The following is a 22,061-nucleotide window of genomic DNA, read 5'->3' on the forward strand; positions in this document are numbered from 1 at the left end:
ACCGGCGCCGCGGCGGCGCCCTCAGGCGACCGCGCCGTCGACGTAGGACCAGCGGTCGCCCTCCCTGACGAACCGGCTCACCTCGTGGAGCCGCCCGCGGTCGGCCGGGTCCGTGCGCGAGCGGTGGTGCGCGACGAACTCCACGACCCCGGTCGTGTCGAACGGCCCGCCCGCCTCGGTGCGCACGACGTCGAGGCGGCGCCATTCGACGTCGTCGTCGAGGTCGAGGTCGAGGTCGGCAGGCCGGGTGGAGGGGTGCCACGTCGCGAGCAGGTAGTCGGCGTCGCCGACGGCGAACGCGCTGTAGCGCGAGCGCATGAGCGCCTCGGCCGTCGGTGCGTGCGGGCCCGGGGCGGTGCCGTCCGGGCCGGGCCGCAGCCCCGCGTGGTACCGGCCGCAGCACGACCCGTAGGTGTCGCCGGAGCGGCACGGGCAGCGTGCGTCGTCGTCGAGGGGGTTCCCGGTCATGCGGCCGCATCCTACGGGGGGCGTGCGGGCGCGGGCCGCGCACGACGGCGCCCGCCCACCGACCGGTGAGCGGGCGCCGGCGCACGTGCGTCAGTCCTGCGGGTCCCAGGGGCCCCAGCGGTCGCCGGGCGCCTGGTTCCGCGTCCACCACTTCGCGGTGTACGTCGTGCCCTCGTACGTCACGCTGTCGCCCTTGACGTAGACGCGGCTCGGCTTCCACGCGCCGACCCCGGCGGAGTCGACCCCGGCGATCTCCTCCCACGGGCCCCACGCGTCGGCACCGGGCACCTGGCCCTTCGTCCACCACTGCGCGCGCCACACGGCGCCCCCGTAGGTGACCGTGGTGCCGCCCGCGTAGGCGGTGCCCTTCGACCAGGCCGGCGGCTCGGTGTACGTCGGCTGGGCCTGCGGGTTGAACTCGTCCGTCACGACCGACTTCGCGGCGTTCGTCACCGGGTCGTCGAGCAGCAGGACGTCGAGGCCCTGCTGGATGTCGTTCGAGATGATCGCGCCGTTGTACCAGTAGGCCGACCACGAGCCGCCGAGGATCAGCCGCTCCGCGGACAGCGGGCCGCGGTCGAACCACGCGATCTCGACGGGGTTCGCCGAGTCCGTGAAGTCCCACACCGAGATGCCGCCCTGGTACCAGGCCTGGACCATGATGTCGCGGCCCGGGACGGGGATGAGCGAGCCGTTGTGCGCGACGCAGTTCTCCGTCGCGGCCTGCTCGCGCTCGATCTTGTAGTAGCTCTTGAACACGAGCTCGCCGCCCACGATGTCGTAGATGGCGTCCGCGCCCTTCTCCGGCCCGACGGTCGGGTTGCACGTCGGCGCCCCGCCGCCGCCCAGCTCGTCCGTGAAGACGACCTTGGTGCCGGCGTTGTTGAACGTCGCCGAGTGCCAGAACGCGAAGTTCGTCGTGTCCCGGACGACCTCGGTCACCACCGGGTGCGCGCGGTCGGAGATGTCGAGGAGGATGCCGTCGCCCATGCACGCGCCCGCCGCGAGGTCCTTCGACGGGTAGGTCGTGATGTCGTGGCAGCCCGACGTCGTGCTCGAGCCGTTGCCGCCCGGGTTGCCGCCGTCGGGGAAGAGGACGGGCGTCGAGACGAGCTCCGCCGCGGCGGGGTCGTCGAGCGGGATCTGCACGACCGAGATGAGGTCGTGCGGGGGCTGGCAGTCGGGGAACGCCGCGTTCGGGCTGTACGACGAGACGTAGACGAACAGCTCCTCGCCGTCCTGGGACGGCGCGAGGGAGTGCGTGTGGGAGCCGCACTGCGTCTCGACGGACGCCACGTACTCGGGCGCCGTCGGCTCGGAGATGTCGAAGACCTTGATGCCCTCCCACGAGTCCTTGATCGCGGCGCTCTGGGCGACGTTCTCGCACGAGTCGTTGCTGCGCGAGGAGTCGGTGCTGAGGACGAGCAGGTCGCCGTAGACGGAGATGTCGTTCTGGGACCCGGGGCAGACGACCTGGGCGACCTGCTGCGGGGCGGTCGGGTTCGCGACGTCGTACACGGTGAAGCCGCCGTAGTTCCCGGCGAACGCGTACCGGCCCTGGAACGCGAGGTCGGTGCTGTACTGCCCCTCGGGCGCGAAGCCGCCGTTCTTCGGGATGTTGGCGACGTGCGTGAGGTTGGGGCTGCCTGCCGTCTCCCCGGGCGCCAGGACGTCGGTGGCCTGGGCGAGGGGGGCGAGGCGCTGTGCGGGGAGGTCTGCGAGCGAGGCGGCGGCCTGGTCGGTGAGCGCCGCCACCGCCTCGGGGGAGCCGTCGGACGGCTCCGCGGCGGCGGTCGTGGCGACCGCGAGGGTCGAGACGGCGAGGGTCGCCGCCAGGGACGAGGCGAGCAGGACCCGGCTCCGGTGCCGGTGCGTCTGCCGGTGCGTTCTTCGATGCACGAGGGAAACACCTCCTTGGTAGGGTGCTGCAAATTCTGGCGGGCAAATGTGATCTGGACCACTCAAACCGGGCGGTTCGCGACGATCTTTTACACGGAGGGAACAGCGCGGGTGCAGGTTTTTCCCAGCCGTAACACAGCGCGGCGCACCGCCGCGCGTGCCCTGACCTGCGGCGTCACCGCGACCGGCCTGGCGCTCGGTGCCGCGCTCGGCCTGGCCGCGTGCACGCCCGACCCGCAGCCGACGTCGACGCCGTCGAGCGTCGTCGTGCAGCCCGGGCGGCCGGGGGAGGGCGCCACGACCGTCGGCCCCGACGACTACGCGGGGGCGCCCGACGCCGGCTCGTGGAACCAGGCCGACGCCGCGTTCGTCACCGGCATGATCGAGCACCACCTCCAGGCTCTCGAGATCGCCGCGCTCGCGCCCGACCGCGCCGGGTCCGACGCCGTCCGGTCGTTCGCGGAGCGCGTCACCGCCGCGCAGGGGCCCGAGGTGCACGCGCTCGCGTCGTGGCTCCAGGCGCGCGACCTCGCCGTGCCCGAGGGCGCGCAGGACGCGGGCGGGACGGGCCCGCGCGCGCCCGACGGCGCGGGGCACGACCACGGCGCCGGGGCCGCCGGGATGCTCTCCGACGAGCAGCTCGCGGCGCTCGAGGCCGCGAGCGGTCCGGAGTTCGACCGCCTCTTCCTCGAGGGAATGATCCAGCACCACGAGGGCGCGCTCGCGATGGTCGACGTCGTGCTCGTCGAGGGGGAGGACCTCTTCGCGAACGAGATGGCCGCCGAGACGGCGGCCGGCCAGGGCGGCGAGATCGACCGCATGCGGGACCTCCTCGCGCAGCTCTGACCCGTCCGTCCCGGCACGGGGCACCACGCACGACGGCGGCCCGCCCCGGGGTGGGGCGGGCCGCCGTCGTGCGTGCGGGACGGGTCAGCAGGAGAGGTTGTTGCCCGTCGTCGTGCCGAGGATCTGGGCGAACCGCTGGAACGCGGCGATGCGCGACTGCACCTGCGCAGGGTTCCCGCCGTTGCACTCCATCGTGCCGTTGATCGAGCGGATGGACTCGCCGAAGCCGGCGCCCGACACGATCGCCTGGTGCCCGGACATCGAGCCCGCGCCCGACTGCGTGTTCCAGAACCACAGGCCGGTCTTCCACGCGACCGCGGAGTTCTGCTCGACGAGGTACGGGTTGTTGAGCAGGTCGATGCCGAGCGCGTCGCCCGCGGCCTTGTAGTTGTAGTTCCAGCTCAGCTGGATCGGGCCCTTGCCGTAGTAGGCGGACTGGCCCGCCGGGCAGCCGTACGGCTTCGAGGTGTCGCAGTAGTGCGGGTAGTTCGCGGTGTTGATCTCCTTGACGTACACGAGGCCGCCGGTCTCGTGGTTGACGTTGGCGAGGAACGCCGCGGCCTCGCGCTTGGCGACCTCGGTGCCGCCCGTCGTCGCGAAGCCCGGGTAGGCGGACAGCGCGTCGACGAGGCCCTGGTACGTGTAGAACGGGTTCCGGTTGGGGAACATCTGGTTGAACTGCGCCTCGGAGACGACGAACCCGGTCGGGTTGCCGGGGTTCCCGGGGTTGCCGGGGTTCGTGCCGCCGCCGCAGGCGCCCTGGCTGCGCCAGACGCCCCACTCGCCGGTGGTGCCGGGCGTGTCGCCCTGGGTCCACCAGCCGGCCTTCCAGTTCTGGCCGCCGTGGGAGACGACGGCGCCGCCCGTGTAGACGGCGCTCGCGCTCCAGGGGGCGGCGCACGTCGCGGCGTGCGCCTGCTGCGCCGGGCCTGCGACGGACCACGAGAGCGCTCCCGCGAGCGCGAGGACGAGGCTGAGGAGCAGGGCGAGAGGGCGGGAGGTCGGCCGGGCGGCGGCCGTCGTGGGCGCCGCGGGGGAGGACGACGCCGGGGCTCGCGTGTGCATCGGTGCACCTTTCGTCGGTGGTCGGGTCGCTTCGAGCGTGACCGTCGCGCGGCGTCGTGGACAACCCCCCTACGCGGAACCCCGTACCCGTGGGAGCCCGAGGTAGAGCCCTGGTCTGCCGAGGTAGAGCCGAGGTCGGGACCACGGCTCTACCTCGGCGGACCAGGGCTCTACCTCGCGGGACCAGGGCTCTACCTCGTGGTGGGGGACGAGCGTCGCGGGGGCGGCGGGGTTGACGTCCGGGTGGGGCGGGTGCGAGAGTGTCCGCCAACCCGGAAACGTTTCCAGGACTGTCGAGGTCGTCAGTCTGGAAACGTTTCCAGAACGACGGTCCTTCGACGACGAGGTGGACGACAGTGACGTCATCACGCGCCACGCTGATCCAGGTGGCACAGCGGGCCGGGGTCTCCCTGGCCTCGACCTCCCGTGCGCTGCACGGGACGGGCGCGAGCCCCGCGATGGTCGAGCGCGTGCGCGCCGCGGCCACCGAGCTGGGGTACAGCCCGGACGCCATCGGGCGCTCGCTGCGCCTCAAGAAGACGTTCCAGGTGGCGTTCGCCGTCGCGGACATCGGCAACCCCGTCTACGTCGAGATGATGACGGCGATCCACGAGGTGCTCGCTCCGCACGGCTACCGCGTCGTCGTCATGACGACGGGGGACACCACGCGGTCCACCGTCGAGCTCGTGCGCAGCCTGTCGAGCGGCTTCGTCGACGCCATGATCCTCAGCCCGCTGCGCACCGACGACGAGCTCGTCGAGGAGATCCGCGAGGCGCCGGTGCCCGTCGTCGTCATCGGCCGCACGCTCGCGGACCGCGGCATCGACTCGGTGTCCACGGACTCCGCGGGTGGGATCGGCGAGGCGGTGCGGCACCTGCTCGGTCTCGGCCGTCGCCGGATCGCGTTCCTCAACGGCCCCCTCGACACGACCCCCGGTGAGGCGCGCCAGCGCGGCTTCGACGCCGCGACGCGCGCCGCCGACTTCGACGCCGAGCGGGTCGAGGTCGCGCCCGCCCTCGACTTCACCGTCGCCGCGGGCCTCGCGACGACGCGCGCGCTGCTCGACGCCACGGACGACGACGCCCGCCCGGACGCGATCGTCGCGGCCAACGACCTCCTCGCCATCGGCGCCATCCGGGCCGTGCGCGAGCGCGGGCTCTCGGTCCCCGAGGACGTCGCGGTGACCGGCATGGACGACACGGAGATCGGCCGCGTGTTCCAGCCCTCCCTGACGAGCGTCTCGCTCGGCTCGACGGAGCGTGGGCGCGTCGCCGCGCAGCTCGTCGTGGACCTCGTCGACGGCGACGCGGAGCCCGGGCGGCACACCGCCGTCGGGCCGCGCCTCGTCGTGCGCGAGTCGACCGCCCCCGGGGGTGGTTCCCGGTGAGCGCACCGACCCTCGCGGGCGACCCCCGTCGCTCGGCCCTGCGCCCCGACCGCGGCCCGGTGCGCCGGACCGGCGGCATGGCCCGCGCCAAGCGGCGCGAGGCGATCGCGCTCGTCATGCCGTCGCTCCTGCCGATCCTCGTGCTCAGCGTCGCGCCGCTCGTCATGGGCGTCGCCCTCGCGTTCACCGACGCGCGGCTCGTGCGCCAGCCGGACTACCAGTTCGTCGGCGTCGACAACTTCGTGCGCCTCGCGGACAACTCGTTCTTCTGGGACTCGTTCCGCATCGGCATGATCTGGGCCGTCTCGGTGACGCTGCTCCAGCTCGTCGCGGCGATGGGCCTCGCGCTCCTGCTCAACTCGGGGCTCCGGCTCCAGGGCCTGACGCGCGTGCTCGCACTCATCCCGTGGGCCATGCCGCCGGTCGTCGTGGCGATCATGTGGCAGATGATCTACTCGCCCAACGCGGGGCCGCTCAACGCGTTCCTCGGCGCCCTGGGCCTGCCGGACGACATCAACTGGCTCGCGGACTTCTCGACCGCCCTGCCCGCGGTGATCGTCGTCGGGGTGTGGGTCGGCATGCCGCAGACCACCGTGACGCTGCTCGCCGGGCTCCAGCAGATCCCGGACGAGCTCCACGAGGCCGCGGCCATGGACGGCGCGGGCGCGTGGCGCCGCTTCACCGCGGTGACGCTCCCGAGCCTGCGCCCGATCATCACCTCGATCACGTCGCTGAACTTCATCTGGAACTTCAACTCGTTCTCGCTGGTCTACGTGCTCACCGAGGGCGGGCCGGGCGGCCGGACCATGCTCCCGATGCTCTTCACGTACCTCGAGGCGTTCAAGAACCGCAACATCGGCTACGCCGCCGCGATGGGCGTCGTGCTCGTCGTCGTGGTCGTCCTCCTGCTCGCGATCTACCTGCGGTCGCAGTTCCGCTCCGAGAAGGAGAGCTGACCCGTGCGCGCACTCGTCCGCCCCGCCCAGTACGCGGCCCTGGGGTTCTACATCCTGTTCCTCGGCTTCCCGCTGCTCTGGCTCATCTCGGCCTCGCTCAAGTCCTCGGGCGAGCTCAACTCGCTCACGGTGAGCCTGATCCCGCAGGACTGGCACTGGGAGAACTACTCCCAGGCGCTGGCTCGGCAGGGCCTCGTCCGCTCGGCCTGGAACAGCGCGATCGTCGCGGTCGTGTCCACGCTGCTCGTCATCGTCATCGCGCTGCCGGCGTCGTACGTGCTCGCCCGGCTGCGGGGGAAGATCCGCGCGGCGGGCGTCGGCTGGATCCTCGTGAGCCAGGTCTTCCCGGTGATCCTCATCATCCTGCCGCTGTTCCTCATCCTGCGGACCATCGGGCTCACGGACTCGCTCGTCGGCCTCACGCTCGTCCACACCACGTACACGCTGCCGTTCGCGCTGTGGATGATGCAGGGCTACGTGAGCGCCATCCCCGTGGACCTCGAGGAGGCGGGCTCCATGGACGGCGCGAGCCGGCTCACGGTCCTGCGCACCATCGTCTTCCCGCTGCTCATGCCCGGGATCGTCGCGACCGCGATGTTCAGCTTCGTGTCCTCGTGGAACGAGTTCTTCTTCGCGCTCGTGCTGCTCCAGTCGCCCGAGAACTACACGCTGCCCATCACGCTGAAGATGTTCATCGGCGGCGAGGGCAAGGTGGCGCTCGGCCCCCTCGCCGCGGGCTCCGTGCTCGCGGCCATCCCCAGCATCGTCTTCTTCTCGATCATGCAGAAGAAGCTCACCGGCGGCCTGCTCTCGGGCGCGGTGAAGGGCTGACCGTGACCCCCTCCGCGCCCGGTCCCGCCCCCAGGCTCTCTCGACCCCACCCCCACCCGAAAGGTAGAACCATGAAGACTCGTGGTGCGTCCATCGCCGCATGCCTCACGATCACGACCCTGCTCGTCGCGTCCTGCTCCAGCGGGGGCGGCAGCGGGGACGACGGCACCGACGGCGGCACGGTGACGCTGAAGTTCCAGTCGCTGTCCGACCAGCCCGCCGCGATCGAGGCGACCGAGAAGATCGTCGCCGACTGGAACGAGGCGAACCCCGACGTCCAGGTCGAGATCGTGCCCGCCGGCTGGGACGGCATCTACGACAAGCTCATCACCCAGTTCAACGGCGGCGCCGCGCCGGACATCATCCACTACGAGGCCGCGAGCATCGTGCCGTTCGCGGTCGACGGGTACCTCGCGGACCTCTCGGAGTACATGTCCGACGAGCGCCGGGACGACATCCCCGAGGGCATCCTCGACGCGGTGACGGTCGACGACCAGGTCATCGCGTACCCGACCGAGCTGCAGTCCTACATGGTCTTCGCCAACAAGACGATGCTCGACGCGGCCGGCGTCGAGATCCCCACGGGCGAGACGATCACGTGGGACGAGCTGCGGCAGATCGCGCAGGCCACGACGAAGGACGGCGCGTACGGGCTCGGGTGGGGGCTCGCGAGCCCGACGGCCGCGTTCATGGCGATGGCCCCCGGCTTCGGCGGCGAGTACTTCGAGGGCACCGGCGCGGACGCGAGCATCACCATCGGCGAGGGCGAGATGGCCCTGCCGGAGCTCGTGGACACGATGGCGCACACCGACGGCACGGTGCTGCCGGTGACCCTCACGCAGTCCGGGTCGGAGACGCTCGCGTCGTTCTACGCGGGGCAGGTCGCTATGACGATCCAGGGCTCGTTCCAGGCCGCGAACATCGCGAACGACGCGCCCGAGGGCTTCGACTGGGTCGTGCTGCCCCCGCTCGAGGGCCCCGACGGCGCCGAGCAGGCCGCGAACCCGCAGACGCTCTCGGTGAACATCGACTCCGAGCACGTCGAGGAGTCCGCGGAGTTCATCGAGTTCTTCACGCAGACGGAGAACCTCGCCGCGCTCAACGAGGCGGACGCGCTCATCCCCGCGACGACGTCGGCCCAGGAGGCCATGGCGGAGTCGCTCGGCGACGAGAACGGCTGGTCGACGATCCTCTCCTCCGGCCAGTACCTCACCTCGGCGCCGTACCTGTTCGTCGACGCGTACGCGCAGTGGAAGGACACCGTCGCGACGCCCGCGTACCAGAAGTTCCTCGCCCAGGAGATCGACGCCGACCAGCTCGCGACCGAGCTCGAGTCGGGCTGGGCCGAGATCACCAAGTAGCACTCTCGGTCGCTCGCCGCGGCACCGCGTCACGGGTCGCGGCGAGCACCGAGCAGCAGCGGCCGGGCGGCCGCGCACGCGACCGCCCGGCCGGGAACCGCGACCCGCACGGGTCGCACCGGCGCGAGGCGCCGAGACGGATCGACAGGGAGTGGATCGTGACCTGGCTGGACGACCGAGCGGTGGCAGTGATCACCGGAGCGGCGGTGGGGGACGCGCTGGGAGGCGCCACGGAGGGCTGGACGCCCGAGCAGATCGAGGAGCGCCACGGCGGCCGCGTGACGGGGATCGTGGAGCCCTGGTACCCGAACTGGCAGGACGCGCGTCCGATCGCGCCCTACCACAAGGGTGACGGGCACATCACGGACGACACCCTCATGACGCGCGCGCTCGTGGAGGTGTACGCGAAGCGCCGCGAGCACCTCGACGCGTACGCGATGGCCGAGGACCTCGTGCCCCTCATGATCGGCGAGCCGCGCTGGATCCCCGAGCTCGAGTCCACGGCCCTGCTGCTCCAGCGCGTGTTCCTCGCGGAGAAGTGGATCGTCGCGCGCCTGCACTACGGGCACGTCGACCCGCGCGAGGCCGGGGTGGGGAACGTCGTCAACTGCGGCGCCGCCATGTACGTCGCGCCCGTCGGGCTCGCGAACGCGGGCGACCCGCGCGGCGCGTACGCCGAGGCGATCGACCTGACCGGCGCGCACCAGTCGAGCTACGGCCGCGAGGCGGCGGGCGTGTTCGCGGCCATGGTCGCCGCGTCCGTCGCGCCGGGGGCCACGGTCGACGACGTCGTGCACGCCGCGCTCGACGTCGCGCACGACGGCACGGCCGCCGCGCTCCAGGCCGTCGTCGAGGCGTTCGACGGCTGGACGACGGCGCCCACCACCGACGAGGAGGAGCGCGCCCTCGCGCGGCTGATCCGCGACACGGTCGCGCCGTTCGACTCCGTCGGGCCCGCGTACCGGCAGATGTCGATGGACGCGCGGCGCCCGTCGCGCACCAAGTCCATCGAGGAGCTGCCCGCGGCGCTCGGCTTCGTGCTCGGGCACCGCGGCGACTTCCGCGGCGCGGTCCTCGGCGCCGTGAACTACGGGCGCGACGCCGACTCGATCGCCGTGATGGCCGGCGCGGTGTGCGCGGGCCTCGGCGGGACCGCCGTCGTGCCGGACGAGTGGCTCGACGCGATCGAGGAGGCGAGCCGCATGGACGTCCGGGAGACCGGGCGGCTCATGGCGTCCGCCGCGCAGGACATCCTGCGGGCCGACCGCGAGCGCGCGACCGCCCGCCTGCGCGCGCTCGCCGAGCTCGGCAGCGCGCCCGTCGACGGCGGGGCCCTCGCCGCGCGGGCGGGTGACCCGGCGTGAGGCTGACCTGGGCCCAGCCCGAGGACCTGCTCGCGCACGAGCTCGTCCAGGCCGCGGCGGAGGGCAAGGACCCCGCGGCGCTCGCGGACGTGCGCGAGCGCTGGGCCGCCGCGGGCGGGGACCCCGTCCCCGCGGTGAGCGGGGCCGGTCCCGTCCCCGCGACCCCGGAGCTGCGCGCGCTCGCGCGCGACCTGCTCGTGGAGCTCGACGCGCTGCCCGCGGCGCCCGCGCCGCACGAGCCCGACGACTGGGACGCGATCCTCGCCACGCTCCCGGCGGCGCCCGGCCTGCCCACCCGCCCGGGCGCCGTCGGGTCCTCCGCCGGCACGGGGACCGGCACCGCCGACGCCGCGTACGCGGACCGCGTGCTCGGCGCGTGGACCGGGCGCGCGGCGGGCTGCCTGCTCGGCAAGCCCGTGGAGAAGATCCCGCGCGCCGGGATCGAGGAGATCCTGCGCGCCACGGGCCGGTGGCCGCTGGACCGCTGGTTCACCGCCGTCGGGCTGCCCGACGACGTCGCCGCGCGCTGGCCGTGGAACCGGCGCAGCGCCCCGACGTCGCTCGAGGAGAACATCGACGGGATGCCCGAGGACGACGACCTCAACTACCCGATCCTCGCGCTCGCCCTGCTGGAGCGGCACGGTCGCGGCTTCACGACGGACGACGTCGCGCAGCTCTGGCTCGACGCGCTGCCCGCGGGCCGGGTGTTCACGGCCGAGCGCGCCGCGTACCGCAACATCCTCGACGCGCGGCCGGTGCCGGAGACGGCGACGCACCACAACCCGTTCCGGGAGTGGATCGGCGCACTCATCCGCACGGACGTGCTCGGCTGGGTCTCGCCCGGCGACGTGCGCGAGGCCGCGCGCCTCGCGTGGACGGACGCGCGCCTGAGCCACACGCGCAACGGCGTGTACGGCGCGATGTGGGCGGCCGCGCTCGCGTCGGCGGCGATGGTCTGCGAGACGGTGGACGAGGTGCTCGACGCGGCGGACGCCGTCGTGCCGCCGGGCAGCCGCCTGGCCGCGGCGATCCGGCTCGGGCGGGACGCGGGCCGCGACGGCGACGCGTCCGAGGCGGGCGTGCGCGCCGGGCTCGACACGATCCACGCGGCGTACGGCGACCTGCACTGGGTGCACGTGCTCAACAACGCCGCGGTGATCGCCTACGCGCTCACCGCGGGGCGCGGCGCGGACGGTCGCGGCGACTTCGGCGCGAGCGTCGCGATCGCCGTCACCGCGGGCTGGGACACCGACTCGGCGGGGGCGACGGTCGGCGGCGTGGTGGGTGCGCTGCAGGGCGTCGAGGGCATCGGCCAGCGATGGACGCGCCCGCTCGACGGTCACATCGCGACCTCGCTGCCCGGCGGCGAGCAGAGGATCGTGGACCTCGCGGCGCGGACGGTCGCGCTCGCGACGGTCCCGGTCGTGGTGGCCGGGGGAGCCGTGCAGGGTCCCACGGAGGAGGCACAGGCATGAGCACGACGGCGGACGGGGAGCAGGGCACCACGGTCCCGGGCGGGTCGGGACGGGTCGTGGTGGTCGGGTCGGCGAACGTCGACCTCGTCGTCGACGTGCCGCGGCACCCCGGCGGCGGCGAGACCATCCTCGGCGGCGAGCTGCGGCGCAACCCCGGCGGCAAGGGCGCGAACCAGGCGGTCGGCGCGGCGCGAGCGGGCGGTGCCGGCACGACGTTCGTCGGCGCGCTCGGGCACGACGACGCGGCCGACCTGCTGCTCGCGTCGCTCGACCGCGGCGGGGTGCGGACCGACCTCGTCGAGCGCGTGGACGCCGCGACGGGCACCGCGCTCATCACCGTCTCGCCCGACGGCGAGAACGCGATCGTCGTGGCGCCCGGCGCGAACTCGCACGTGACGGTCGGCGCGGCGCAGGCCGAGCGGATCGCCGCGGCGGACGTCGTGCTCGCGCAGCTCGAGATCCCGCTCGACGTCGTGCGCGCCGCCGCCGCGGCGCGCCGCCCGGGCGCGCTGCTGGTCCTCAACGCGGCGCCGTCGCGCGACCTGCCCGACGACGTCTGGGCCGCGGTCGACGTGCTCGTCGTCAACGAGCACGAGGCGGCGGACCTGGCGGGCGCCTCCGGCGACGCCGACCCGAGCACGCTCGCGGGGCTGCTGCTGGAGCGCGTGCCGGCCGTCGTCGTGACGCTCGGCGGAGAGGGCAGCCTCGTCGCGGAGCGCCGCCCGTCCGGGCCCCTGCTCACGACCGTCCCCGCGATCGCCGTCGAGGCGGTCGACACCACCGGCGCGGGCGACACGTTCTGCGGCGTCCTCGCCGCGGCGCTCGCGCGCGGCGCCGACCTGCCCGACGCCGCGCGGCTCGCCGCCGCCGCGGGCGCGCTCGCCGTGACCCGGCCCGGCGCGCAGGACGCCGTGCCCGACGCGGCGGACGTCGTCGCGCTCGCCGAGCGCGCCGCGAACCCCGACCGACCGACCTGAGCCCGTCCGCAGCACGTCCGAGCGCGGGCCCGGCCCGCCGAGGGAAAGGCACCATGACCTACACGTTCGACCCGCTGGTCCCGCGCCCGATCGACCTGCCGACCGAGGTCGCGCTCGACGGGCCGCTCACGCCCGAGCAGTCCCTCGCGCTCGACGAGGCGAAGATCTTCGTCGGCCCGGCCGACCCCGCCGACCGCCCGGCCTGGCGCGAGCGCCTCGCCGCGTGGCGCGACGACGCGCGCCGCCGCCACGGGTACACGGGCGCGGCGTACGACCGCCCGGCCGCGGCGTGGGCCGCGGGGTGCTCGACGGTCGCGCAGGTGTGGCTCTGGGACGAGCTGCTGTACTCCTTCGAGGAGCACCGGTTCACGCCCGAGCGGTTCCTCGCCGACGCGCGCGAGCGGTTCGGCGGCCTCGACGCCGTGGTGCTGTGGCACGCGTACCCCGTCATCGGGATCGACGACCGCAACCAGTGGGACTTCTACCGCGACGTCCCGGGGATCGTCGACCTCGTACGGACCTTCCACGACGCGGGCCTGCACGTGTTCGTCGACTACAACCCGTGGGACGTCGGCACGCGCCGCGGCGACGACGACCTCACCGAGCTCGCCGCCGTCGTGCGCGACCTCGGCGCCGACGGCGTCTTCCTCGACACGCTGAAGAAGGCCGAGCCGGAGCTCGTCGCGCGGCTCGAGGCCGCGCGCCCGGGCATCGTCCTGGAGGGCGAGTCCAAGCTCCCGGTCGAGCGCATCGAGGACCACTCGTCCTCGTGGGCGCAGTTCTTCGCAGACTCGCCCGTGCCCGGCGTGCTGCGCGCGCACTGGTACGAGCGCCGGCACATGCAGCACCACGTGCGCCGCTGGCACCGCGACCACTCCGAGGAGCTCCAGTCCGCGTGGCTCAACGGCGTGGGCGTCATGGTGTGGGAGGTCGTGTTCGGCGTGTGGGTCGGCTGGTCGCGGCGCGACGCCGCGACCGTGACGCGCCTGGTCACGGTCCAGCGCGCCGCGCGTCCGCTGCTGCTCGACGGCGAGTGGACGCCGCTGGCCGAGCTCGCGCCCGAGGCCGAGGCCGCCGGGGTGTACGCGTCGCGCTGGGAGCTCGACGGCGTGACCCTGTGGACGGTCGTCAACCGCGGCGAGGCGGACCACGACGGCCCGCTGCTCCCGGACGGCACGCCCGGGCGCGTGCCCGGCCGCGGCATCGCCGCGGTGCTGCACGTGGCCGACGGCGCCGCCGAGCCCGCGTGGCTGCCGCACCTGCGCGACGTGGTCGCCTCGCTCGACGAGACCGCGCCGCACGACCCCGACGCGCGGTTCCCGCACCGGCTCGCGCGGCGCCTCGACGCCTCTGTCCCCACGTCCGCTCCGACCGGGGGGACGGACCCGGCCGGGCCGGTGGCCGTCGTCGTGCCTGCGGGGCCGTACGTGCTGACCGTCCGGTACCGCGCGCGCGAGACCGGGATGTACCAGGGCGCGCCGTACGTGGACGAGTGGAAGCCGCTCCCGCCGCGCCTGCACGACGCGCGGACCCTCCAGCGCGACGGCGAGCTCGCCGCCCCGGTGGCGGTGGGCCGCGACGTGACGAACGCGGAGTTCGCGGAGTTCCTCGCGGCCACGGGCTACGTGCCCGCCGTCGCGCACCGCTTCCTCGCGCACTGGGTCGACGGCCGTCCCGTGCCCGGCACGGAGGACGAGCCCGTGACGTTCGTCGATCTCGACGACGCGCGCGCGTTCTGCGCGTGGCGCGGCGGGCGCCTGCCCACCGAGGACGAGTGGCAGGTCGCGGCCGAGCAGCCCGGCTGGACGCGCGGCGAGCCTGCCGTGTGGAGCTGGACGGGTTCCGAGCACTCCGACGGCCGCACGCGGTTCGTCATGCTCAAGGGCGGCAGCGACCACCGCGCCGAGGGCTCCGACTGGTACGTCGAGGGCGGGCGCCACGCGGCGGACTACGCGGTCAAGCTCCTCGTCCCCGGCCTGGGGCTCGCGCGCGGCGCGACCGTCGGGTTCCGCTGCGCGTGGGACCTCGCCGACGACGCGACGGGGGTGACCGCATGACGGACGCACCGCGCGTCTCGCGCGACCCCGCCGCGGGCGCGCTCGCGGGCCTGCGCGTCGTCGACGCGTCGACGCTGTTCGCCGGGCCCATGGCGGCGATGCACCTCGGCGACCTGGGCGCCGACGTCGTCAAGGTCGAGCACCCCACGAAGCCCGACCCGTCGCGCACGCACGGCGCCGCGAAGGACGGCGTGAACCTGTGGTGGAAGACGCTCGGGCGCAACAAGCGCACCGTCACCGCGAACCTCGGGAGCGACGGCGGCCGCGAGGTGTTCCTCGCGCTCGTCGCCGAGGCGGACGTCGTCGTCGAGAACTTCCGGCCCGGCACGCTCGAGCGCTGGGGCCTCGGCTACGACGAGCTGTCCGCGCGCAACCCGCGGCTCGTGCTCGCGCGCGTGAGCGGGTTCGGGCAGGTCGGGCCGTACCGCACCCGCCCCGGGTTCGGCACGCTCGCCGAGGCGATGAGCGGGTTCGCCGCGATGACCGGCGAGCCCGACGGCCCGCCGACCCTCCCGCCGTTCGGGCTCGCCGACGGCGTCGCGTCGCTCGCGACCGCGTTCGCCGTCATGGTCGCGCTGTCCACGCGCGAGCGCACCGGGCACGGGCAGGTCGTCGACACGGCCATCATCGAGCCCATCCTCGCGATGCTCGGGCCGCAGATCACGCGCTGGGACCAGCTCCGCACCGTGCAGCCGCGCACCGGCAACCGGTCCGCGAACAACGCGCCGCGCAACACCTACCGCACGCGCGACGGGCAGTGGGTCGCGGTGTCGACGTCGGCGCAGTCCATCGCCGAGCGCGTCATGCGCCTCGTGGGTCGCCCCGAGATCGTCGACGAGCCGTGGTTCGCGAGCGGCGTCGAGCGCGCGCAGCACGCCGACCTGCTCGACGAAGCCGTCGGCGGCTGGATCGCGCAGCGCACGCGCGACGAGGTCGTCGCCGCGTTCGAGGAGGCGCAGGCCGCCGTCGCGCCGATCTACGACGCCCAGGACATCGTCGACGACCCGCAGTTCCGCGCGCTCGGCACGATCCACGAGATCGAGGACCCCGAGCTCGGCCCGATGCTCATGCAGGGCCCGCTGTTCCGGATGTCCGAGAACGACGGCGTCATCCGCTTCACCGGCCGCGCGCACGGCGCCGACACCGACGCCGTGCTGGGCGAGCTCGGGTTCTCGCCCGAGCGCGTCGCGGAGCTCCGGGCCGAGGGGGCGGTGTGACGGGCCGGGGCGACCGGCCGGGCGCCGCGCCGCCGCTGACGCTGCTGTACGTGCCCGCGGACCGGCCCGACCGGGTGGCCAAGGCGCTCGGGTCCGCGGCCGACGTCGTGCTCGTGGACCTCGAGGACGCCGTCGCGCCGGCGCGCAAGGACGAGGCGCGGGCGCACGCCGTCGCGCTGCTCGACGACGCGGCCGCCGCGCGCGGGGTCCAGGTGCGGGTCAACCACCCCGCGACGCCGTGGCACGCCGCCGACGTCGCGGCCCTCGCGGGCATGCCGCTCGCCGTCGGGGCGCGTGCGCCGAAGGTCGAGTCCGCCGACGAGGTGCGCGCGCTCGCGGCGGCGCTCCCCGGGCGGGCGCTGCACCTGCTGGTCGAGTCGGCCCTCGGCGTCGAGCGCGCGTTCGAGCTCGCGACGGCGTCGCCGCAGGTCGCGTCCCTCGGGCTCGGCGAGGCCGACCTCCGCTCCGACCTGCGGGTCGACAACGAGGCCGGGCTCGCGTGGGCGCGCAGCCGGATCGTCGTCGCGGCCCGGGCGGCGGGGCTGCCCTCGCCCGCGATGTCCGCGTTCACGCACGTGCGCGACCTCGACGGGCTCGCGGCGTCGTGCCGCGCGGGGCGGGCGCTCGGCTTCTGCGGCCGCACCGCGATCCACCCCGCGCAGCTCGACACCATCCGCGCCGCGTTCCTCCCGACCCCGGACGAGGTGGACCGCGCGCGCGAGGTCGTCGAGCGCGTCGGCGACGCGGCGGCGTCGGGCACGGGCGTCGTGGCGCTCGCCGACGGCACGTTCCTCGACGTCGCGATGATCGAGCGCGCGCGCACGGTCCTCGCGCTGGCGGAGCGCCGCCCACGCCACTGACGACCGCCGAGCACGGGATCTGCGACCGGATTCCCCCGAGGACGGTCGCCAACCCCGTGTTCGGCGGGTGGGGGGGTAGGGGGTAGGGGGGAAGTCATCACCGGATCTCGACGAGGAGAGACCATGGACGCAGCACGACGGCCGCACCGGCGGCCCGAGAGGACGGCGGCGCTCGCCGCGCTGGCGGTGAGCGCGACGATCGGCGGGTCAGCGCTCGCGCTGCCCGCGACCGCCGCGGAGCAGGGCACGGTCGAGGCGGGGCGGGTGGCGGACTCCGCGGCCGGGCCGATCGACTACACGGTCTACCTGCCGCCCGGCTACGACGACGCCGTGCAGGAGTACCCGACGCTCTACCTGCTGCACGGCCGCGGCGACACGCAGGCCGCGTGGCAGCAGGTCACGGGCGACCTCGACGAGCTCATCGGGGCGGGCGAGATCCAGCCGATGGTCGTCGTCATGCCCGACGCGCCGTGGAACGACCGCGGCTCCTGGTACACGGACTCGCTCTACACCGGGGACGCGACGGGCGCCGGGGCCGGCACCGCCGTCGAGACGGCGTTCACGCGCGACCTCGTCGCGCACGTCGACGCGACGTACCGCACGGTCGAGGACCGCGAGGCGCGCGCCGTCGGCGGCTACTCCATGGGCGGCGCGGGCGCGCTGCGGTTCACGCTCGCCCACCAGGACACGTTCTCCGCGGGCATCGTGCTGAGCCCCGCCGTGTACGTGCCGCAGCCGCCCGCGGACTCCTCGGCCCGCGACCACGGCGGCTACGGCGTCGGGACCGCGCCGTTCGACGCCGACCGGTACACCGAGCTCTCGTACCCGACGGCGCTCGCGGCGCTCGACCCGGCGCTCCCGGTGCACCTGTTCGTCGCCGTCGGCGACGACGAGTGGGCCAACCCCGACCCCGCCGAGGCCACGCACGACATCGACTTCGAGTCCGCGCGCCTCTACAACCAGGCGCGCCGCGTCCCGGGCGTGACGGCCGAGCTGCGCGTGCTCGACGGCGGCCACGACTGGGACGTCTGGCGGCCCGCGTTCCGCGAGGGGGTCGTCGACGTCTCGGCGCGCCTGCGCACCACGCCCGCCGCGCCGTGGGACGCCGAGCTCCTCGGCTCCGCGGGCGACGACCGCGCGGGCGGGGTCGCGGCCCTGCCCGATGGCGGCACCGCCGTCGCGCTCAACCTCGCCGGCGCGTGGGATGGGTACGAGCCCGCGGGCGGGCTCGACACGGTCGTCGTGCGGCGCGACGCCGACGGCGCCGAGGTCTGGCGGCACGCGGTCGCGACGGCCGCGGACGACCGCGCGTACGGCGTCGTGCCGGGCGCCGACGGCGGCGTGCTCGTCGCCGGGTACGCCAAGGGCGACCTCGACGGCGCCCACGCGGGCACGACGCGCGACGACGGGTTCGTCGCGGCCGTCACCGCCGACGGCGAGCGCGCCTGGACGCTGCAGACCGGCGACCCCGCCGCGGCCGACCGCTTCTACGCCGTCGCGCCCGACGGCGCGGGCGGCGCCTACGTCGCCGGGTACACGAGCGGTGCCGTGGGCGACGCGCCGAGCGCCGGGGACAAGGACGCGCTGGTCGGGCGGGTCTCCGCGGCGGGCGAGCTGCTGTGGCTGCGCCAGGTGGGCGGGCCCGGCGAGGACAAGGCGCTCGCGGTCGCGGCCTCGCCCGACGGCGCGGTGTACGTGGGCGGGGTGTCGGGCGGCGGGATGCCCGGGGCCGAGCGCGCGGGCGCGAACGACGGCTGGGTCGCGCGCTACGGCGCGGACGGCGAGCAGGAGTGGCTGCGCGCCGTCGCGACGAGCGAGAACGACCAGGTCAACGGCCTCGTGGCGCGCTCGGACGGGTCGGTCGTCGCCGTCGGGCACACGCGCGGGGCGCTCGGTGACGGCGGCAACCTCGGGGACAACGACGTCGTCGTGCGTGCCCTCGACACCGCGGGCGAGGTCCTGTGGACGACGCAGGTCGGGACGTCGACCGACGACCGCGGCGTGACGGGCGTGCTCGGCGCCGACGACGCGGTGCTCGTCGTCGGCACGACCTACGGCGCGCTCGGTACGGCCGCCGGCGGGGTCGACGTCGTGACGTTCCCCGTCGCGGCCGACGGCACCCCGGGCGAGGCGACGCAGACCGGGTCGCGCGAGCGCGACGGCGCCGACGAGTGGGACGACGCGAACCTGTTCGCGGCCCCGGCACCCGCCGCCGACGGCCGCGAGGGCGCGGCGCTGCTCACCGGGCTCACGTACGGCGCCCCCGCGGGCACGACGAACGCGGGCGCCGCCGACGTGTTCGTGGCCCGGACGCCGTGGGACGCCGTCGTGCCCGACGCCGGGGCCACTGGCCCGGCGCTCGACGTCACCGCCGAGGCGCGGTGCCTCGCGGGCAAGGCCTACGTCGCCGTGCGCGCGACGAGCACCGGGGACGCGCCCGTCGACGTCGCGCTCGGGACGCCGTACGGCACGCACGTCGTCGCGTACGTCGCCCCGGGCGCGTCGGCCTACCGGTCGTTCGCCGTCCGCGCCACGACCGTCCCCGCGGGCGAGGCGACCGCGACGGTGGACGGCCGCGCCGTCGTCGTCCCGTACGCCGCGCTCACCTGCCCCTGACTGCCCCCCGCCCCCCCGCCCCCCCGCCCCCCCGCCCCCCGCCCCCCGCCCCCGCCCCCGCACGCAGCCGAGCACGGGGTCGGCGACCGTTTCCTCGGGATTTCGGTCGTTGACCCCGTGCTCGGGGGGGGCGGGGAGGGGGGAGGGGTCGGGTCAGCAGGTGAGGTGGTCGCCCGTCGTCGTTCCGACGATCTCGACGTAGTGGCGGAAGAGGCGGACGCGGTTGTTCATCTGGCGGGGGTTGCCGCCCTCGCACTCGAGCGGGCCGTTGATGGCGCGGATGGTCTCGGCGAAGCCGTGCTCGCCGACGATCGCGTCGTGGCACGTCATCGAGGCCGTGCCGGGCTGGGTGTTCCAGTACCAGAGGGCCGTCTGCCACGCGACGGTCGGGTCCTGCTCGACGAGCCACGGGTCGGCGAGGAGGTCGATCCCCAGCGCCTCCCCGGCCGCCCGGTAGTTGAAGTTCCAGCTGAGCTGGAGCGGACCGCGGCCGTAGTAGGCGTCCTGCCCGGCGGGGCACCCGTACGGCTGCGCGGGGTCGCAGTAGTGCGGGTAGTTCGCGGTGTTGACCTCGACGACGTGCTCCAGCCCGTGCGTCTCGTGGCTCACCTGCGCGAGGAACGCCGCGGCCTCGCGCCGGGCCACGCGGTCGCCGCCCGACGTCGCGAACGCGGGGTACGCGACCGTCGCCGCGACGAGCCCGGCGTACGTGTAGAACGGGTTCCGCTCCGGGAACATCGCGTCGAACTGCTGCTCGGTCACCACGAACGTCGTCGGTGCGGTGGTGGTCGTCGGGTCGGTCACGGGGTCCCCCCTCGTCGGCGGCGGGCCGCGACGCCGCGGCCGCGCCCACCCTACGGGATTGGTGAGGAGACCTGCGTAACCGTGGAAGATGCCTCGAATGTGCCCCCGAGCCGCCCACCGAGACGCCCACGACGCAGCCGAGCACGGGGTCGGCGACCGGATCGGTGCGGATCCGGTCGCCGTCCCCGTGCTCGACGGGGTGGTGGGCGAGGCCAGCGGGTCAGGGGGTCAGCAGAGGGTCAGCGGCATGCCGTCTCCGGGTAGGCGGCGGTCGTCTGCGTCTGCACGGCCCGTCCGTCGACGTCCTTCGTCGCGACGAGCGTGATCTCGCCCGCGGCGAGCGTCTTGCCCTTCACGGCGAGCGTCTTCTCGGCCGACTCGCCGGCGGGGACCGCCGAGAACGTGTGCTCGCCCGCGGGGGTCTGCACGTGCACGTCGATCGGCACCGAGTCCTCGTTCGTCACGGACGCCGTCAGCCAGAGCTGCTGGCCCGCGGCCTTGCACGACGGCGTCGCGGTGCCGGAGAAGCGGACCGTCGTCGAGCCCGGCTCGGCGCCGACCGTGGCCGCCGTCGCGGACTGGTCGAACGACGCGTTGCCGAAGGTCGTGAACCAGCCCTGGGCGGTCGCGAAGTCGTCGGTGAAAGCGCGCGACAGGAGCAGCAGGAGCCGTGCCTTGACGGCCGTGAGGTCGCCGCCGGCGATGATGCCGTTGCCGCCCCCGTACGACGACCCCGACCCGGTGCGCGTCGTCGAGACGAACCAGACACCCTTGTCGCGGACAGCGGCGGTGCGGGCCTGGCTCATGGCGGACGAGATGCCCCCCGCACCCGTCCCCGCGGTGACGATGCCGCGGACGCCCGCGTTCGCGAACGCCGTCACGGCCTCGCCGCCGGCCTGCTGGTAGGACATGAGGATCTCGACGCGCGGGAGCGTCTTCGCGTCGACCTTCGCGAGGTCGAACGGCGTGAACCACTCCTCGGTGTCGCACGCGAGCACGCGCGCCGGGGCCCGGCCGAGCGTGACGTTGTCGCCGTCGATCCAGCCGAGCACGCCGTACTCGCGCGTCTGGAACGTGTCGGTGCGGTACGAGTTCGACTTCGTGACCTCGCGGGCCGCCTGGATCTCGTCGTTGAGCATGAGCACCGTGCCGAAGCAGAACGTCTGCTGGGACGCCGCGACCTTGATCGCGTTGTAGAGGTTCGCGGGCGCGTCCGTGCCGAACACGAGGCTCGAGTCCGGCCCGGCGCCCGACCCCCACGGGCGCATCGAGCCGGACGTGACGACGGGCTTGCGCGACCGCACGGTGAGGTCGAGCCAGTAGGCGAACTCCTCCTGCGTGTCGGTGCCCGTGGTGACGACGACGGCGTCGGCGGTCTTCAGCTGCTTCTCCACCTCGAGCGTGAGCGCGTGGAACTGCTCCATCGAGTAGCCGGACGAGCCGGCGTTGCCGAACTGGACGGCGGTGACGTCGGCGACCGCGTCGAGCTCGGGCCGCAGCGTGTCGAGCATGTCCTCCATGAGGTAGGTGCCGGCGCGGTAGCTCGTGAACGTGTCGCGGCCGGTCGCCTTGCCGGCCATCGTGCCGCCGGTCGCGACGACGACGACCTTCGGCTTCTCCGCGGCGGCGGTCGCCGTCGCGGTCGCATACTGCGCGGACGTGATGCCGAGCGGGTTGGCCGGTGCGGTCCCGGCCGCGAGCACCGGTGCCGCGGCACCCTCGGCGCGCGCGGCGGCGGCCGACGCCCGGGAGTCGGCGACGGTGTACGCGACCGTCGCGGCGAGGGCGGCGCACGCGAGCACGAGCGCGACGACGGCCGCGACGGCGCGGCCGGACAGGGTCAGGGTGAACGTTCTCAACAGGGGGCCTTCCGTCGG

At 74.6% G+C, this 22,061-nt stretch carries 17 protein-coding genes; 12 read left to right on the forward strand and 5 right to left on the reverse strand.

The window, feature by feature from the left end; genetic code table 11:
* Nucleotides 1–21: 21 nt before the first annotated feature.
* Both E1O70_RS02020 and E1O70_RS02025 read right to left on the reverse strand, forming a co-directional pair.
* Nucleotides 22–468 (reverse strand): YchJ family protein, encoded by a 447-nt coding sequence (locus tag E1O70_RS02020; RefSeq protein WP_061267884.1) that lies wholly within the window; start codon nucleotides 466–468, stop codon nucleotides 22–24.
* Between the two features lie 90 nt (nucleotides 469–558).
* Entirely contained in the window at nucleotides 559–2,367 is a 1,809-nt protein-coding gene (locus E1O70_RS02025; RefSeq protein WP_081600149.1) for a carbohydrate-binding protein, read from the reverse strand.
* A 111-nt stretch (nucleotides 2,368–2,478) separates the two neighbouring features.
* On the opposite strand from E1O70_RS02025, the gene E1O70_RS02030 reads away from it, so the two are divergent.
* A complete protein-coding gene (locus E1O70_RS02030) occupies nucleotides 2,479–3,213 on the forward strand; it encodes a DUF305 domain-containing protein (RefSeq protein WP_167496891.1) in 735 nt (244 codons plus the stop codon).
* Nucleotides 3,214–3,297: 84 nt separating this feature from the next.
* Here E1O70_RS02030 and E1O70_RS02035 read toward each other — a convergent pair whose 3' ends face one another.
* A complete protein-coding gene (locus E1O70_RS02035; protein WP_081600147.1) occupies nucleotides 3,298–4,278 on the reverse strand; it encodes a glycoside hydrolase family 19 protein in 981 nt (326 codons plus the stop codon).
* 356 nt (nucleotides 4,279–4,634) lie between these two features.
* On the opposite strand from E1O70_RS02035, the gene E1O70_RS02040 reads away from it, so the two are divergent.
* The 11 genes from E1O70_RS02040 (at nucleotide 4,635) to E1O70_RS02090 (ending at nucleotide 19,380) form a co-directional block, all read left to right on the forward strand.
* Nucleotides 4,635–5,666: a LacI family DNA-binding transcriptional regulator gene (locus tag E1O70_RS02040; protein ID WP_021481797.1), complete on the forward strand. Its 1,032-nt coding sequence runs from the start codon at nucleotides 4,635–4,637 to the stop codon at nucleotides 5,664–5,666.
* The gene (locus E1O70_RS02045) at nucleotides 5,663–6,622 is read left to right on the forward strand and encodes a carbohydrate ABC transporter permease (protein ID WP_021481798.1); all 960 of its coding nucleotides are present in this window, start codon (nucleotides 5,663–5,665) and stop codon (nucleotides 6,620–6,622) included. Before E1O70_RS02040 ends, E1O70_RS02045 begins: the two co-directional genes overlap by 4 nt.
* A gap of 3 nt (nucleotides 6,623–6,625) precedes the next feature.
* Nucleotides 6,626–7,453 (forward strand): carbohydrate ABC transporter permease, encoded by an 828-nt coding sequence (locus E1O70_RS02050; protein WP_021481799.1) that lies wholly within the window; start codon nucleotides 6,626–6,628, stop codon nucleotides 7,451–7,453.
* A 71-nt stretch (nucleotides 7,454–7,524) separates the two neighbouring features.
* A complete protein-coding gene (locus E1O70_RS02055; protein WP_061267883.1) occupies nucleotides 7,525–8,814 on the forward strand; it encodes an ABC transporter substrate-binding protein in 1,290 nt (429 codons plus the stop codon).
* A 182-nt stretch (nucleotides 8,815–8,996) separates the two neighbouring features.
* Nucleotides 8,997–10,178: an ADP-ribosylglycohydrolase family protein gene (locus E1O70_RS02060; protein WP_205688593.1), complete on the forward strand. Its 1,182-nt coding sequence runs from the start codon at nucleotides 8,997–8,999 to the stop codon at nucleotides 10,176–10,178.
* Nucleotides 10,175–11,653 (forward strand): ADP-ribosylglycohydrolase family protein, encoded by a 1,479-nt coding sequence (locus tag E1O70_RS02065; protein WP_061267881.1) that lies wholly within the window; start codon nucleotides 10,175–10,177, stop codon nucleotides 11,651–11,653. Before E1O70_RS02060 ends, E1O70_RS02065 begins: the two co-directional genes overlap by 4 nt.
* Nucleotides 11,650–12,630, forward strand: coding sequence for a ribokinase (locus E1O70_RS02070; protein ID WP_061267880.1), 981 nt, complete (start codon nucleotides 11,650–11,652; stop codon nucleotides 12,628–12,630). Before E1O70_RS02065 ends, E1O70_RS02070 begins: the two co-directional genes overlap by 4 nt.
* 53 nt (nucleotides 12,631–12,683) lie before the next feature.
* The gene (locus E1O70_RS02075; RefSeq protein ID WP_061267879.1) at nucleotides 12,684–14,687 is read left to right on the forward strand and encodes an SUMF1/EgtB/PvdO family nonheme iron enzyme; all 2,004 of its coding nucleotides are present in this window, start codon (nucleotides 12,684–12,686) and stop codon (nucleotides 14,685–14,687) included.
* Nucleotides 14,684–15,904, forward strand: a complete 1,221-nt coding sequence (locus E1O70_RS02080) for a CaiB/BaiF CoA transferase family protein (RefSeq protein WP_061267878.1) — start codon at nucleotides 14,684–14,686, stop codon at nucleotides 15,902–15,904. Before E1O70_RS02075 ends, E1O70_RS02080 begins: the two co-directional genes overlap by 4 nt.
* Complete coding sequence (locus E1O70_RS02085; RefSeq protein WP_061267877.1) at nucleotides 15,901–16,764, forward strand: HpcH/HpaI aldolase/citrate lyase family protein; 864 nt, start codon at nucleotides 15,901–15,903, stop codon at nucleotides 16,762–16,764. The genes E1O70_RS02080 and E1O70_RS02085 overlap by 4 nt, the downstream gene beginning before the upstream one ends.
* Nucleotides 16,765–16,887: 123 nt before the next feature.
* Nucleotides 16,888–19,380 (forward strand): alpha/beta hydrolase-fold protein, encoded by a 2,493-nt coding sequence (locus E1O70_RS02090; protein ID WP_061267876.1) that lies wholly within the window; start codon nucleotides 16,888–16,890, stop codon nucleotides 19,378–19,380.
* 153 nt (nucleotides 19,381–19,533) lie between these two features.
* Here E1O70_RS02090 and E1O70_RS02095 read toward each other — a convergent pair whose 3' ends face one another.
* Together E1O70_RS02095 and E1O70_RS02100 are read right to left on the reverse strand one after the other, a co-directional pair.
* Nucleotides 19,534–20,184 carry a chitinase gene (locus tag E1O70_RS02095; RefSeq protein ID WP_061269459.1) on the reverse strand — a complete coding sequence of 217 codons (651 nt, stop codon included), beginning with the start codon at nucleotides 20,182–20,184 and terminating at the stop codon, nucleotides 19,534–19,536.
* A 239-nt stretch (nucleotides 20,185–20,423) separates the two neighbouring features.
* Nucleotides 20,424–22,043 carry an asparaginase gene (locus E1O70_RS02100; RefSeq protein WP_240696568.1) on the reverse strand — a complete coding sequence of 540 codons (1,620 nt, stop codon included), beginning with the start codon at nucleotides 22,041–22,043 and terminating at the stop codon, nucleotides 20,424–20,426.
* Nucleotides 22,044–22,061 lie beyond the last annotated feature (18 nt).

The sequence above is a fragment of the Cellulosimicrobium funkei genome (genome assembly GCF_004519295.1).
In the GTDB taxonomy this organism is placed as follows: domain Bacteria; phylum Actinomycetota; class Actinomycetes; order Actinomycetales; family Cellulomonadaceae; genus Cellulosimicrobium; species Cellulosimicrobium funkei.